This is a genomic window from Anaerospora hongkongensis (assembly GCF_004339805.1).
GTDB lineage: Bacteria > Bacillota > Negativicutes > Sporomusales > DSM-15969 > Anaerospora > Anaerospora hongkongensis.
This window is the reverse complement of record NZ_SLUI01000009.1, coordinates 114,376-129,198: the sequence shown is the minus strand read 5'-3', so window position 1 is coordinate 129,198 and position 14,823 is coordinate 114,376. Positions and strand designations below refer to the sequence as shown.

Here is a 14,823-nt window from a genome sequence, read left to right as displayed (position 1 = left end):
TTTCTTTCCATTACATGATATGCATAAAAGGGGAAAAAATGATTTATCCGGCGATTTCCTGGATACAGCGATAAATAATATCCAGCATTTCTTCAATGTCAGCTTTTGTACTGGCCAGCGGCGGCATAAAGACCACCACGTCACCGAGGGGACGGATAATCAGTCCATACTCTCTCGCGAGCATCGAGACGCGGTGCCCAATCAACAATTCCGGTGGGAAAGGTGTTCTGGCCAGCTTATCAGCCTGGAGTTCTATGCCGATCATTAAGCCGCACTGGCGAATATCCGCTACTGCCGTCAACTCGGCAAAACCGGCCAGCTTCGTTTTGGCAGCGGCAATTTTATCTGCCAGTCCCGCAATAATCTGCTCTTCTTTAAAAATTTCCAGATTGGCTAACGCCGCAGCACAAGCCAGCGCATTGCCTGTATAAGAATGACCGTGAAAAAATGTTCGCTCTGAAGCCCGGTCGCCTAAAAAAGCCTGATAGATTTCATTAGTAGCCACTGTTGCCGCCAAAGGCAGATACCCGGCGGTAATTCCTTTGGCCATTGTCATAATATCGGGAGTTACGTTTTCATGCTCACAGGCAAACATTTTGCCAGTTCGCCCGAAGCCTGTTGCTACTTCGTCAACAATCAACAATACATTATACTGCCGGGTCAATTCCCGGATGCGTCGCAAATAGCCAGGCGGCTGTGTCAGCATGCCGGCAGCCCCCTGAACCAGCGGTTCAACAACCATTGCAGCAATTTCGCCGTGCTGGCGGGCCAGAATGTCTTCTACCGCCCCGATACAGGCTGACTGGCAGCCCCCAGCTTGTACGGACAATGTACAGTAGTAACAGCAAGGCGAGGGGGCATGAATAGTTTCAAACAACAGCGGCCCAAAGATCCGATGAAATAAATCAATACCACCCACACTGACCGAGCCAACCGTATCCCCATGATAGGCGTTGGCTAAAGTAACAAATTTTTGCTTCTGTGTAACTCCTTTTAGCTGCCAATACTGATAAGCCATTTTGACTGCTATTTCCACCGCCGTAGAACCGCTGTCCGAATAGAACACTTTGGTAAGACCTTCAGGAACAATTTGAATCAGCTGTTCCGCCAATTCTGCGGCAGGCTCACTAGCCAGTCCCAACAAAGTGGTATGAGCAATTTTCCCCAGCTGCCTGATAATCGCCGCATCAATCTCTGCTTTGCGGTGGCCATGAACATTCAGCCATAAGGAAGAAACGCCATCATAGTAGGATTTCCCCGCCGTATCAATTAACCGTATGCCGTCACCGGCAGCAATGACAAGCTGGGGATTCTCCTCCCATTCCTGCATTTGGGTGAATGGATGCCAGACATATGTCTTATCTTTTAACTCTATGTTCATTGTTTCACTCCTCCTGCCAGCGCAGCAATTGTCCGCATATCCAAATATTTTTCAGCTAAATACACTAGTGTCGCATGTAACCCCGCCTGTGCCGTAACAGCTGGATCATAAGGAAATTTTCCGAGGACAGATAATTGCGTCAGCCGTTCGATATAATACAAATTACCGGTCTGAAGGACGCTGCCTTTGTGATCCCATTTATTCATAATAACACCTGCTATTGGCAGCTGCTGCTCCCGGGCATAAGCTGCCGTTAAAACAGTGTGATTAATTGTCCCCAGATCCGGTCTGGCAACAACCAGTGCCGGCAATCCTAAATCACGCATCAGGTCGGCTACCAGGTAATTTTCCCAGATAGGCGCCGTAATACCGCCTACCCCCTCTACAAGAACAACATCGTATGCCGCTGCCAGCGTGCGATATGCCGAGAGTACTTGAGCAACATCAATAACCACCCCGCTCACCTGCGCTGCTACAGCCGGTGTCAACGCTGGTTCAAGACAGACAGGATTAACAAGGCTGCGTTGTTCTTCCGGTATAAGCGCAGCTTTCATCAGGAAGTCGGCATCCTCCGAAATCAGCCTGCCATGGTTGTTATATATACCGCCGGATGCAACCGGCTTCATAACAGCCACCTTAACCCCCCGGGCATAAAGTGCTGCCGCTATTGCTCCTGTTATTACCGTTTTGCCGACTTCCGTATCAGTTGCCGTTATAAATAAGCCTGTCACTTTACTTCCTCCCTAAATTACGCCCAGCTGGCGTCCTATCGTGCAAATTGCCTGACTTACTTTTGTTAGTTCTGCCTGGCTATGAGCAGCCGAAACCGTTACGCGCAGACGGCTGGCTCCAGCCGGTACGGTTGGCGGACGGATAGCGGAAACGATAATCCCTTCTTTTCTCAGCAGATAGGCAAATTCTACCGCTAAGGCTGCATCGCCTACCATCACAGGCAGGATTGCAGTAGTACTGCCACAAGTATCAAATCCGGCTTGGTTTAATTCCTTGCGCAGGAACGCTGCGTTGGCCATCAGTTGATCTACTAGCTCCGGCTGCTCCGACAATATATTCAGCGCTGCGAGGCCAGCCGCGATCGTAGCCGGAGCTAGTGCGGTAGAAAAAATAAAACTGCGCGCTTTATTAATTAAGTAGTCAATTAATACTTGAGAACCAGCAGCATAACCGCCTTCAGAGCCAAGCGATTTACTAAGAGTACCCATAGAAATATGGACCTGGCCTTCAAGCCCAAAGCTGGCAGCCGTTCCCCGGCCGCCAGGACCAATTACTCCGGTGGCATGAGCATCATCAACCATGACCAGTGCGTCAGCCTTATGAGCCAATCGGACAATATCATCCAAACGGGCTATATCTCCATCCATGCTAAAAACTCCATCCGTAACAATAAGCCGCCGTCCGCTGCAGGCTGTGTTGGTCAGCAACTCTGCCAATTGGTTCATGTTGTTGTGGCCGTAGACCACCGTTCTCCCTCGGGAAAGCCGGCAGCCATCAATGATACTGGCATGGTTCAGCTCATCGCTAAAGATAACATCTCCCTTCCCTACCAGCGAACTAATAATCCCAACATTGGCCATATAACCGGTATTAAACAGTAAGGCGGCTTCTGTTCTCTTGAATGCCGCCAGCGTAGTCTCCAACTGGCGGTAAAGCAAGTGATTGCCTGTTGTCAGCCGTGATCCGCCTGAGCCCGTTCCATAAGTCAGGCTGGCAGAGGCTGCGGCCTGCCGGACTCTGGGGTGATGCGTAAGCCCCAAGTAGTTATTAGCAGCCATCATCAGGTATTGCCTGCCTTCACTATCGGCATGAACAGCATCGCGAGGTATATAGTCAACTAACCTGCGGAGTAAGTTTTCTCGTTCTGTCTGCTCCAATGCATGCTGTAAAATATCCATTGCCTCCCCTGCCTCATCAATTACTTAGTTTGTTACAAGTACCGGCTGTTGGCCCAGATAGTCAATCAGTGCTGCCAGGTCAGTACCGGGCCGCAGAAAAAACACCCTGCCGCCAACCGGGCTGCCATACTCCTTCAGCTGGGTGATCCGGCAATACCCTGCGGCAGAAGCCACATAGCCAGCCGTATACTCAGGATCATCAGACCAGCATACCTCTGCCACAATACCAGGCGCAGCAGCAACCTTGGAGGCCAATACCAATGCCTCCCGGACATGTATGTTTGTCAACCCCTGGGCTAGCAAGCCCTGCCGGTAATGCTGGTCATCGGCAATATCCATCCGAGATACTCTGATACCCGCCTGCCCGGCTTCATCCAGTCTCTTGCCCGTATTACGGCATACCAGCATTGCGCCGTGCATACTGTCCGGCAGTGACAGTAATAACGCCATTGCCGAACACACAGCCCGCTCGCTGACACCACTTTGCAGCAAAATAGTCATGGCGGCCCTTCGCCCTGCTTCAGCATCCGGAACATCAACTGTTGTTACTGGAAGCAGTGGTACACGGCACACTTGTTCAGGGTTGACTGCATCAATGGTTACGGTAATAAAATCAGCACATCCTCTGGAATGCCCCAACGCACGGGCAACCATTTCCCCGGCAATTTGCTGAATCCTTTCTTTTTCTACCAGGCGTTCAGCCCCGGAAATATGGCGTCCTCCCATCTCATGAGCCCCACCTTTGGCTGAACGCATTCTAACGCTGTATAGCATGATTCATCACCTTTTCTGTCTGCCTTTTTACCCTGCCCAGCAGTAACGTAAGCGGCCAGGCGGCTATTGCCGTATAAATCATACCTGGAATAGCGGCAATCACCAGCGGGATTACCGCTTTCCCTAATAACCCGCCAAGCGCCAGACGGGCGACTGCTGATCCTACCGGCCCGGCAAGTGAAACTACCGGCCAGGAGGTACCAAAAGCAGTTAGCAAGCCACCTACGGTGAGCCGGAAAACCATAGCAATAAATACATTCAACAGATTGCTGGTTCCCAGGGTTAAGCTGATAACACTGGCTAAAACTCCGGCAGTAATGTAACGCTTAAAGCCGAAAATAGCACAAATAGCCACTGCCAGCGGGGCTGACAGTTGAAACTCAGTTCCCGGTACCAGACCCGGCAGCTTTACTGTACCAGTAATTGTAATAAGCGCGATCAACAGTGCTATTTCCGTCAAATTACGAATATTGATCGTTTCCCCACATTTGTTATTCCACACTCCTGACACATCCTCCACATTTCGTTAACCACACTTTAAAATCAAGTTAACCATCACCTTATAGCTAACTAACCTTACTAAATATAAAAGAAAGATTGTTAACTTTCATTTTAATAAAAGTTAACAATCTCACTATAACCCATAATTTAGCTGTTGTAAATATTAAATTCGCCTACCCACCTGAAGCAGACGGCACAGACGAATGGCAGCAGACTCAATCAACTCCGCTCCCTGCTTAACACACTCTTCCAGTACCATCGGCTGAGGGATAACAGACATAACTGCATCAATTCCCTGATTGAGTACCGCATCTGCCCCTTCCCCCAGACCACCTGATAAGCAAACAACAGGCACACCGTACTGTTTAGCAGTCTTCGCTACCCCCACCGGAGCTTTGCCAAAGGCAGTTTGAAAATCCGTTCGTCCTTCACCAGTAATAATCAGATTCGCTTTCTCAGCAAGTTCAGTAAAGCCGGTTGCTTCCAACACAATTTCCACTCCAGGACGCAGCCTGGCATTGGTGAAGAACAACAGACCGGCACCCAGTCCACCGGCAGCACCCGCACCGGAGCAGTCAGCTACATCCTTGCCGGTAACTTGCTTAGCTATACAGGCGAAATTAGCTAAGGCCTCATCCAGCTGTGATACCATCTTAGGAGTTGCGCCCTTTTGAGGTCCGTATACCGCCGACGCCCCCCGCAAGCCGCACAACGGATTGTCAACATCACACGCCACCATGATAGAGGTATCAGCCAGACGAGGATCCAGCCCGGCCAAATCAATTGCTGCCAATTGAATAAGCGCAGCACCCCCCGGCTGCAACTCCTGTCCCTGACTGTCCAGCAGGCGGGCACCAAGCGCCTGAGCCATACCGGCGCCGCCATCATTAGTGGCACTGCCGCCAATTCCGATAATCATTTTGCGCAAGCCTTTGTCCAAAGCAGCCTTCATTAATTCTCCGGTACCATAGGTACTGGCAACACGAGGATCCCGCCGCTCTTTGGGGATAAGCGGCAGCCCGGAAGCAGCAGCCATTTCAATAATCGCTGTCTCTCCATCCCCCAGTACGCCCCAATAGGCTTCAATCGTGTCCCCGAGCGGACCTCGTACTGCCTGATACAGCTTTTGTCCGCCTGTAGCAGTGACCAAAGCATCAACGGTTCCTTCACCGCCATCGGCAATTGGGATCTTTATGATTTCAGCGTCAGGAAAAATGTGAAGAACGCCCCGCTCCATCGCCTCTGCCACGCCTAGAGCCGACACACTTCCTTTATAGGAGTCAGGTGCAATAATAATACGCATGCTTTCCCTCCTTCACAGCTGCCGCGAAGTTCCGGTTGTCTAAAAAACCGATCGGCAACCCAAGCATTACATGACTATGATGGTAAGCGCAGCGATTATTACTGTTTACCCATTATTTTTCAGCACATATTGTTCGATCGCTTCCGCTACCCCTTCGGCATCATGATGGCCGGTTACCGCTTGGGCAGCAGCTTTTACATTGGCAGCCGCATTGCCCATAGCAACACCCCAGCCGGCATATTCAATCATATCCAGATCATTTTGTGAGTCGCCGACAGCCATCACCTGCTGACGGGTAATGCCGAGTTTTTCTGCCAGGAAAGCCAAAGCATGTCCCTTATTCACCTGCGGGTGCGTCATTTCCAAATAGGTTGGTTTCGATTTGGCAATATAAAGATGATCACCAAAAGTTAACCGCACCTGCTTTTCAATTTCCCCCAGCTGTACTTCACTGGTAAGCGCCAGCATTTTTGTCGGTGCTCCGGCCATCGTATAAAAGGCCTCACCCAGTGCAACTGCTTTAATGCCGGTCATTCTTTCGTAGTAGCGGGAAGTCTCATTATGCTCTGCCACATATAGGATATCATCTACGTACGACTGAATGTACCAGCCATTCTTATGGAACAGGGACAAAACATCTCTTGCCACCTGCTCATCCACCGGCATGTGGTACAAGGTCTCCCCGGATTGAACCCGGCGGATTAACCCACCGTTATACGTAATCAGCGGCACATCCAATTCCAATTGTTTCGCATAAATTAAAGCAGAGCTGTACATCCGGCCAGTGGCCACCGTCACGGTGACCCCTTTCGCTATTGCCTGGGCAATAGCCTCACGTGTCCGGGGGGATACAGCCAGGCTTTTATCCAAAAGTGTATCGTCAAGGTCAAGGGCGACTAATTTAATATCCATTTCATCATCCTCCAGAAAGTATTATTTATGCTAGTTTCCATCATAAAAACAAACAGGTTCACAAGCCAAGATAGAATCCGTTTCTTTTTTTTCGTATCCTACGGACCGGCTATTTCCGAAAGGATCATAAAGGCCGAAAGAACGAAGAACAAAAAGGGACTTGGTTTTCACCAAGTCCTCTCCTTTATGTTACCGGTCCTGAATTATTTTAGTCAGCGTACAGCTGCAAACCGTCACTAATACGATGGCTGCAAAGGGAGCAAGGACACTGGAAATCTGAAATCCCGGTAATGTTTTTACCACCATAAAGGGAGTCAAAATATTGGTGAAAAAGGTTAAGCCACTAAGTGTTGTCATGTTCAGCGGCACTGATGTCAATTCCATTAATGGACGAATAGCGGCATTGGCAATGCCGATAATTGCCGCTCCCAGCAGTGTACTGCCTAATGTATCGACAAAAATACCTGGCAATTCAACCACGGCTACAAACAAGATTACCGCATTAATGATAATTCTCAGTAAAAAACCGCACACGGCCGTTCCCCCTTAAGCCATATCATATATTACATCCTAATTATAAGGGAAAAATTTAGAAATGCATACTCCGTTTATTGGTTTTTCTCCAGCAGCAGTAAAGCCGCTTTCATATCAAGTCCGCCGCCAAAGCCGGTTAGGCTGCCATTTGAACCGATTACGCGATGGCAAGGCACCACAATCGGCGTTCGATTAATGTGCAGTGCTCCGCCCACAGCCCGGGAAGCCTTTGGGCGCTGGATATTGCGGGCAACTTCACCATACGTTTCCACTTTCCCATAACCAATTTCATTGGTATAGCGTAGTACAGCCGCCTGAAAAGGTGTGTAGCCGCTCCAGTCAATCGGTATGTCAAAAATAATCGGAAAGCCCTTAAGGTAGCTTTTCATTTGCTGCACTAATGGCCCTGCCAGAGGATGGTCTGTAGTCTCTGTGATATTGCTTGTTTGAATATCAGCCAGTGCTGTTTCCACATCATTTTTGGGAAAGCCGATTTCCCACAAGCCTGCGTCCGACCAGACAGCCACCGAATACCCCCAGGGAGTTTCCATCACCGTATATAGCTTGCCCATTTTTGCCGCCCTCCTTACATATTACTGTTAGCGGTTTTCCAGCTTTCTTCCCGAATCAGTTCCAGGGCCTGTTTTTTGAGATTCACAAAGCCATCCGCCAGCTTCATATCATAGGTTCGCGAGCGCAGCAGCGGCACTTCCAGCCGGGCTTTTATCTTACCGGGGCGCGCCGTCATTACATAGATGGTATCACCCATAAAGATGGCTTCATCCACATCATGAGTAACAAACAAAATAGTTTTATGAGACTCTTCCCATACGGTGAGCAGCAGTTCCTGCATAACCGTCCTGGTCTGAGCGTCCAATGCTCCAAAAGGCTCATCCATGAGCAGCACCTGTGGATCATTAGCCAAGGCACGGGCAATTGCTACCCGCTGCTTCATTCCTCCTGACAAATTGCTGGGATACGCCTTTTCAAAACCGGTTAAGCCGATTTTCTCCAGATAGTGACAGGCAATATCCTGGCGCTCTGCTTTTGTTTTTCCGGCTACGTCCAGCCCGAATTCAATATTTTGCTGCACCGTCAGCCAGGGAAACAGCGTATACGATTGAAATACCATGCCCCGGTCACTGCCTGGTCCTTTTATTTCACGTCCATCCAGTAATACTTTGCCGCTTGATGGCTCCTCCAGACCGGCAATGATCTTCAGGATCGTCGATTTTCCGCAGCCTGATGGCCCCAAAATCGTAATAAATTCATTTTGCGATACCGTAAAACTGGTATTCTGCAAAGCTGTTACCTGTTGACCTTTATCGCTGAAAATCTTGGAAACATTATCAATGATCAATTTATCCGCCATTATAAACTCCCTCCCTTACCCATCCAGGGAAAGAGTTTCTTATACAAGCTCTTAAAAAACACGTCAATTAAAATACCGATAACCCCGATAATGATAATTCCGACAATAATATGCGACGTTTTTAAAAAACGCTGCGACTGCATAATCATATGACCAAGCCCCGAGCTGGCCGCTACGATTTCAGCCACAACCAAATAGGTCCAGGCCCAGCCAAACGTAATCCGCAGCGTATCCACAATCCCCGGCATGCTGGCCGGCAGGATGATCCGCCAGAAAACGGCACTGCGGGATACGCCTAAGGTATAGGCCGTATCAATCAGCGCCTGGGAGACATTCTTCGTAACATCCATGATCATCAGCGTCAGCTGAAAGAATGTACCAAAAAAGATAACTGCTACTTTTTCACTCTCACCAATACCCAGCCACAATATAAACAGCGGAATAAAGGCCGAGGCCGGCATATACCGCAAAAAGCCCAGCAAAGGTTCCGCAAAGGCCTCACAGACCTTCAGGCTGCCCATCAAAACTCCCAGGGGAACGCCAATAACAGCGGCCAGGACAAAACCAGCCGTCACCCGGCCAACACTGGCCAGAATATCATCAATTAGATTAAACTCAGCGAATAATGTAATTGCGCTGGTAACAATCTGATCCGGAGCCGGCAGAAAAAGCATGGGGACAAAGCCGCTGTACGTAAGCCCTGACCATATTGCGAGCAGCAGGGCAAAGGACAATGCCGTTAAGGTAATATACAGCCTGTCAGGAATATCCGCTTTCGGAACTAAATACTTCAACAAGAACACCACCTACTTACGCTTTCTAAATAAAACGGCCCGCAAGTGCGGGCCTGGGCATAAAGCCTCTTCTGCCTAACATTACTGTTATTTTACTTTGGACAGGAAGCTGCCGTCAATCATCTCTACCGTATTAGGCAGCTTAGCTATTTTCTTTTTATCAAAATAGAATTGACCTGCTTTTTTAGCAACATCATAAATTTGTCCCGGCTTATCGGCAGCACCAAAGAATGCTTTGTTGCCATTTAAATCATAGAACGTTAATGTTTCCATATCGCCTTTAATTTCTTCCGGTTTCATTTTGAAGCCAGCAGCAATAATTTTATAGGCTTCGTCCTTATTAGCAGCCATAAAATCAGTTGCTTCTTTCAAGGCATTAACAAAAGCCTGCACCTCAGCAGGATTCGACTTTACGTAGTCAGCGCGAAATGCGACAATATCGGCAATCAGGCCGGGAGTATCTTTCGTACTTACCAGAATTTTTCCTTCCGCATTGGCTCCTTTGGACAGCCAAGGTTCCCAGGTTACCGCAGCATCAACCTTACCGGCAACAAAAGCAGCTCCGGCTTCACCGGCGGTCATATTGACAATCTTCACATCTTTATCACTCAAACCAGCCTTGTCCAGTACAGAAAGCGCGAAAAAGTGGCTGGTAGCAGCTTCAGGCAAAGCAATCTCCTTGCCTTTTAAATCAGCTACAGTATTGATCCCCTTGCCATTTTTAACGATGATGCCATCTGCTCCATTGGAACTGTCAAAAGCCCAAACGATTTTTGTCGCTACGCCATCGCCTTCCAGCGATACCGCTACATCCAGGGCCGTAGCCATCGCCTGAATTTTGTTGGCCAGTATAGCCTGCTTTCTTTCACCTAAACCATCAATAATCTGCAGTTGAACATCTAAACCGTTCTTTTCAAATAAGCCTTTTTCTTTAGCTACCAGCAATGGGCCATAGCCAGTAAAGGTCGGCAATGCTACTACAATTGTTTTTTTGCCCTTTCCCTGATCGGCAGGGGCCGCCTGTTGACCGGAACCGCAGCCAACCGTAACGGCTAGCATAAAAATTAATAAAAATGCTGCTGCTTTTCTTAGCATGAATAACCCTCCATCACTATTTTTTAAGTATTATTATTCGCATTAATTGTATATTCCCCTGCTAACTCCGGTAAACTTTCTCATTTTTGCTGCTTGTATTTTTCTATAACGGCAATAAGCTTATCATTTTGCAAGGAATTCCCCAAGGTTATACGGACAAATGTGGGCATTGACCAGTTAGAGCCGCTACGTATAATTATACCTTCATTTGCCAACGCCCGGCATACATTTTCACTGTCTTCTCCCGTATCAGCAAACACAAAATTGGTCTGCGACGGATACACCGTATACCCCAGCCGTATCAGGGCTTCTGTTACGCGCTTGCGTTCAGCGCCATTGAAAGCAGCTGTCCGGGCGCAGTACGGCATATCTGCCACTGCAGCCAAAGCCGCCGTCTGGGCAAGGGCATTCACATTAAAAGGTGACCGGACACGATCAATCATCCCTGTTACCTGAGGATGAGCAATTCCATATCCCAGACGCAGGCCGGCTAACCCATAAATTTTAGAAAACGTCCGGACTGCAATAATATTTGGATACTTGTCCACTAATTCAACACCTGACACAAATTCCGGAGCATCGACGTATTCGGCATACGCTTCATCAAGCAAAACAAGCACCTCGGCAGGTACCCGGGCAAGAAAGTCTGCCAGTTCACTACCTTTCACGATCAAGCCTGTTGGATTATTGGGATTGCATAACACAACCAGTTTTGTTGAAGCAGTAATTGCAGCAGCCATAGCCTCCAGGTCTGTGGATAAATCCTGCCGAACCGGCACTACTACCGGTTGTGCCCCCATCAGTTTCGCTGCAAAAGCATATTGTCCAAAAGTGGGATCAGCAACAATTACTTCATCCCCAGGCGATAGAAATGCCTGGCCAACCAGGGTAATAATTTCATCGGCACCATTAGCTAGAAATACCCCCTCCGCTGTTACGCCAAAATGGCTGGCAAGAGCTTCCCGCAATTCTTTGCCTTCCGGATCATGATACAGATGCGCCTGTGCTGCTGCCTCGCCCAAGGCTGTTATTACCCGCGGCGACGGTCCATAAGGGCTCTCATTGAAAGAAAGCTTAATAATATCCTCACGGCCCAGCAACCGCCTCAACTCAGGAATCGTACGGTCCGACAAATCAGGTGTAAAACCCCGCAAAGCCCGAACGGCCTCACGGGGCTGAATGGAATGTTTGTTCAATGTGTACCTCTCCTATTTTCTATAAAATAATCTAACTGCAAGTGAAGCAACGCAGCCTATCCCCTGTGCACCCCGCAGGGGAGCCCACCACCACCAACCGCCATAAGCTCGTTCCCCTCGTTCCCAGCTCCCTTGCCGACAGCTCAGGCCGTCGAGAAAGGTTCAGATGCTAGGCGTGGTCCTTGCCGGAACCGGAGGCGTACAGGGGCGTACGGTGAGGATTCCGGCAAGGACCGCAACAACGCAGATGAGCCTTTATCGGCGGCCGCCCCAGAGTATAGAAGGGGGGATGGTGGTTACATCCCCCACCCCTGTCAGCACCATCGCTGTCCGTAATTCAGCAGCCAGCTTGTTAATGACCATTGCTACGCCCGCAGCGCCGCCGCCCACCGCACCGATTGCCAGCGGCCTTCCGATTAATACGCCATCAGCTCCGAGGGCCAGCATTTTCAGGATATCTGTCCCGCTGCGGATACCGCCATCTACCAGAATCGTCATTTTTCCTTTTACCGCTTCACTGATCACCGGCAGCACCTCAGCAGTACCTGGTGTGTGGTCAAGCGCCCGGCCGCCATGATTCGTTACAACAATAGCATCCACTCCGGCCGCAGCACAGCACTCCGCATCATCAGGCGTCATAATCCCTTTGACAATAAACGGAATCGTCGTATGCCGTTTAATGGATTCCAACTCTTGCTGAGTTTTCGGGCCAACCGGCTGACCTGCATTTGTCATGTTTAGTAACGCTGCCGCATCTATGTCGACTCCGAAGGCCAGTGCACCTGCTGCTGCAGCCTGCCCGGCCAGCTCAATAATTTTTTCCGTACTGCGGGGTTTAATAACGGGAATTGCCCAGCCAGGCTGCTCCGTCAATGCCTGTATGCCGGAATCAAACACTTCCGGCTTAGGGCCGTCCCCCGTCATTGCCACCACACCGGCTTGCTGACAGCCAGTAACAACAGCCCGGCAATATTCCTGCTCAGTCATCGCACCATTCATATTCAGTCCGATTCCGCCAATTGCCGCGGCAATTACCGGTACAGCCACTTCCTTGCCAAAGAGAAGCCGGGATAACTTAGGCGACGTTACATCATGAACGGTACGCATATTCAGCTTATAGCTTGCAAGTGCCTCCAGATTATTGCGAAATGAAGCAGCCGTCCCAAGTCCACCCATGCCGGGAATCTCACCGGCACAAACAATACCGTTGCACACTGGGCATACACGACAGGAACCCCGGAATTTTTCTCTGGCCTGCTGTTTTACGGTCATCCAGTCCATAATTTACGCCTCCCTCATGCTATGTTTTTTACCCTTTCTCTTTTTGTGAAAATAATTCCTGCTCCTGTGCATGATCTGCTTTCATTCTGTTTATCCTAACAGCAATGAGTCATTGTAAAAATGAGCTAAGTTTCAATACAGGAGGTCACCGGTCATGACAATGATGGATAAAATTAATGGAGCCACCCGAATGGCTACTCAAATGATTTTCGACAAAGAAAGCGTCAGCTATCTGGAGGCAGGAGCCCTCTATGGTATCGTCTCCCAGGGCCGTTTCAATCTAAGTGTATTAGAAGCTTTATATAATCAGGCTAAAGATCCTGAGCTGCGCACATTAGTGGAACAATGTATTGAAGAGCAAGTGCGCACCACTGTTGAAAACTGTGAGGAAGCCCTGCATAAAGGCAAAGCAGAAGTTCCCAAATTCCATTTTACGCGTCGCCAATTGCATGCCCATCCGCTGGAACTGCCTTCAGATGCCTGTCTGACTGACAGTGAAATTGCCGCCACACTGGGAACCATGGCTAAAGGTTCGCAAATGGCTATACTAGCCGCCCTGCACCAATGCTACCAGTTAGAAGTAGGTATGATGCTGCGCAAGCGACTGGACGAAGGCCTTGACTGGAACTTACGCCTGCTCAACCTGATGTTAAACCGCGGCTGGCTGCCGCATATTGCTAAAGTAGAACACTAACACCTTGGCTTATTGCCAAGTCCTACAATACTAACCTCCTCTCATTGCCAGGCAAATGCCTGGCGTTTTTTTATAAAGAATGAGGAGCCTCCGGACTGCGGATGCTCCTCATCTTATCTGTGCATTATTTTTTTTCGAATTGATCTTTGCCTACACCACAGACCGGACAGACCCAGTCATCAGGAATATCTTCGAATTTCGTGCCAGGGGCGATTCCGCTATCAGGATCGCCTGCTGCTTCATCATAAATATAGCCACAAACTACGCATTCCCAAGTTGCCATCAGAAACACTCCTTCTTATCAATAATTGTGACATTACGCGTTTATTTTACCATATTTGTGGTAAGTTATGCCAACATTTTTATATTTTGATCATTTCGTTCTTTTTGTTTTCTGCCAATAGCCAACTACCACTACTGTAATGGTTAACGCTAGCTGAATAACGAATTCATACCCGTCAACCACTGGGCCAACGGCCTTATCATTGATCATCATTTCTGCCGCTGCATAGCCCAGCACAGCTGCTCCCAAATACACGATAACCGGGAAACGGTCCATTAATCGCATCAGCATTTGCGCACCAACAACAACCAGCGGTATGCTTGTCGCAAGGCCAATACTAATCAACGCATACTTCCCGCTGGGAACTGTCTGGGAAATCGCCGCAAGAGCCAGCACATTGTCCAAACTCATTACCAGGTCGGCGAACAATATGACTTTGATCGCTTCACTCAAAGAAGCCGCCGGTCCATACCCGTGATCCGCCCCCTTATCGCTCAATAAACTGATGGCAATCCACAGTAAAGCCAAACCACCGCTAAATTGCAGATAAGGAATATCTAACAGATACGCTGCAACAAAAGTAAGAATAATCCGGAGCACAACCGCTCCTGCACTGCCCCAGAAAACTGCAAAATTTCGTTGTTCTAAGGGAAGATTCTTACTGGCCAAAGCAATAATGACTGCATTATCACCGCTTAAAATTAAATTAATTAATAAGATGCTGCCTAATGCCAAAAACCATTCAGAACCAATTCCGGCAAAATCCACTACTCATTCCCTCCTTTGCAGGCAC

17 protein-coding genes are annotated in these 14,823 nt (G+C 48.9%); 1 reads left to right on the top strand and 16 read right to left on the bottom strand.

Translation table 11 applies throughout. The annotated features are described in order from the left end of the window. Positions 1–43: 43 nt before the first annotated feature. From bioA to EV210_RS14290, 14 genes are all read right to left on the bottom strand, one after another. Positions 44–1,381 carry an adenosylmethionine--8-amino-7-oxononanoate transaminase gene (bioA, locus tag EV210_RS14355; RefSeq protein ID WP_132081896.1) on the bottom strand — a complete coding sequence of 446 codons (1,338 nt, stop codon included), beginning with the start codon at positions 1,379–1,381 and terminating at the stop codon, positions 44–46. Next, complete coding sequence (gene bioD / locus EV210_RS14350) at positions 1,378–2,112, bottom strand: dethiobiotin synthase (RefSeq protein ID WP_132081894.1); 735 nt, start codon at positions 2,110–2,112, stop codon at positions 1,378–1,380. Before bioD ends, bioA begins: the two co-directional genes overlap by 4 nt. 12 nt (positions 2,113–2,124) lie before the next feature. Next, positions 2,125–3,291 (bottom strand): 8-amino-7-oxononanoate synthase, encoded by a 1,167-nt coding sequence (bioF, locus tag EV210_RS14345; protein ID WP_132081892.1) that lies wholly within the window; start codon positions 3,289–3,291, stop codon positions 2,125–2,127. A 24-nt stretch (positions 3,292–3,315) separates the two neighbouring features. After that, complete coding sequence (locus tag EV210_RS14340) at positions 3,316–4,065, bottom strand: 6-carboxyhexanoate--CoA ligase (protein ID WP_132081890.1); 750 nt, start codon at positions 4,063–4,065, stop codon at positions 3,316–3,318. Next, complete coding sequence (locus EV210_RS14335; protein WP_243650559.1) at positions 4,049–4,567, bottom strand: hypothetical protein; 519 nt, start codon at positions 4,565–4,567, stop codon at positions 4,049–4,051. Before EV210_RS14335 ends, EV210_RS14340 begins: the two co-directional genes overlap by 17 nt. 162 nt (positions 4,568–4,729) lie before the next feature. Further along, positions 4,730–5,869, bottom strand: coding sequence for a glycerate kinase (locus EV210_RS14330; RefSeq protein WP_132081888.1), 1,140 nt, complete (start codon positions 5,867–5,869; stop codon positions 4,730–4,732). A 105-nt stretch (positions 5,870–5,974) separates the two neighbouring features. Further along, on the bottom strand, positions 5,975–6,781 hold the full coding sequence (locus EV210_RS14325; protein ID WP_132081886.1) for a Cof-type HAD-IIB family hydrolase: 807 nt from the start codon (positions 6,779–6,781) through the stop codon (positions 5,975–5,977). A 189-nt stretch (positions 6,782–6,970) separates the two neighbouring features. Beyond that, entirely contained in the window at positions 6,971–7,315 is a 345-nt protein-coding gene (locus tag EV210_RS14320) for a phage holin family protein (RefSeq protein ID WP_132081884.1), read from the bottom strand. A gap of 74 nt (positions 7,316–7,389) precedes the next feature. Further along, positions 7,390–7,887 (bottom strand): methylated-DNA--[protein]-cysteine S-methyltransferase, encoded by a 498-nt coding sequence (locus EV210_RS14315; protein ID WP_132081882.1) that lies wholly within the window; start codon positions 7,885–7,887, stop codon positions 7,390–7,392. A 14-nt stretch (positions 7,888–7,901) separates the two neighbouring features. After that, the gene (locus EV210_RS14310; protein ID WP_132081880.1) at positions 7,902–8,687 is read right to left on the bottom strand and encodes an ABC transporter ATP-binding protein; all 786 of its coding nucleotides are present in this window, start codon (positions 8,685–8,687) and stop codon (positions 7,902–7,904) included. Next, positions 8,687–9,481, bottom strand: coding sequence for an ABC transporter permease (locus tag EV210_RS14305; protein ID WP_424218043.1), 795 nt, complete (start codon positions 9,479–9,481; stop codon positions 8,687–8,689). Before EV210_RS14305 ends, EV210_RS14310 begins: the two co-directional genes overlap by 1 nt. A gap of 87 nt (positions 9,482–9,568) precedes the next feature. Further along, entirely contained in the window at positions 9,569–10,576 is a 1,008-nt protein-coding gene (locus EV210_RS14300) for an ABC transporter substrate-binding protein (protein ID WP_132081876.1), read from the bottom strand. 80 nt (positions 10,577–10,656) lie between these two features. After that, on the bottom strand, positions 10,657–11,772 hold the full coding sequence (hisC, locus tag EV210_RS14295) for a histidinol-phosphate transaminase (protein ID WP_132081874.1): 1,116 nt from the start codon (positions 11,770–11,772) through the stop codon (positions 10,657–10,659). A 255-nt stretch (positions 11,773–12,027) separates the two neighbouring features. Continuing rightward, the gene (locus tag EV210_RS14290; RefSeq protein WP_132081872.1) at positions 12,028–13,053 is read right to left on the bottom strand and encodes an alpha-hydroxy-acid oxidizing protein; all 1,026 of its coding nucleotides are present in this window, start codon (positions 13,051–13,053) and stop codon (positions 12,028–12,030) included. Between the two features lie 154 nt (positions 13,054–13,207). On the opposite strand from EV210_RS14290, the gene EV210_RS14285 reads away from it, so the two are divergent. Continuing rightward, complete coding sequence (locus tag EV210_RS14285) at positions 13,208–13,747, top strand: hypothetical protein (protein ID WP_132081870.1); 540 nt, start codon at positions 13,208–13,210, stop codon at positions 13,745–13,747. A gap of 124 nt (positions 13,748–13,871) precedes the next feature. Here the strand turns inward: EV210_RS14285 and rd are convergent, their stop codons facing one another. Both rd and EV210_RS14275 read right to left on the bottom strand, forming a co-directional pair. Then, positions 13,872–14,030 carry a rubredoxin gene (rd, locus tag EV210_RS14280; protein WP_132081868.1) on the bottom strand — a complete coding sequence of 53 codons (159 nt, stop codon included), beginning with the start codon at positions 14,028–14,030 and terminating at the stop codon, positions 13,872–13,874. A 90-nt stretch (positions 14,031–14,120) separates the two neighbouring features. Further along, positions 14,121–14,798, bottom strand: a complete 678-nt coding sequence (locus EV210_RS14275; protein ID WP_243650558.1) for a TerC family protein — start codon at positions 14,796–14,798, stop codon at positions 14,121–14,123. Positions 14,799–14,823 lie beyond the last annotated feature (25 nt).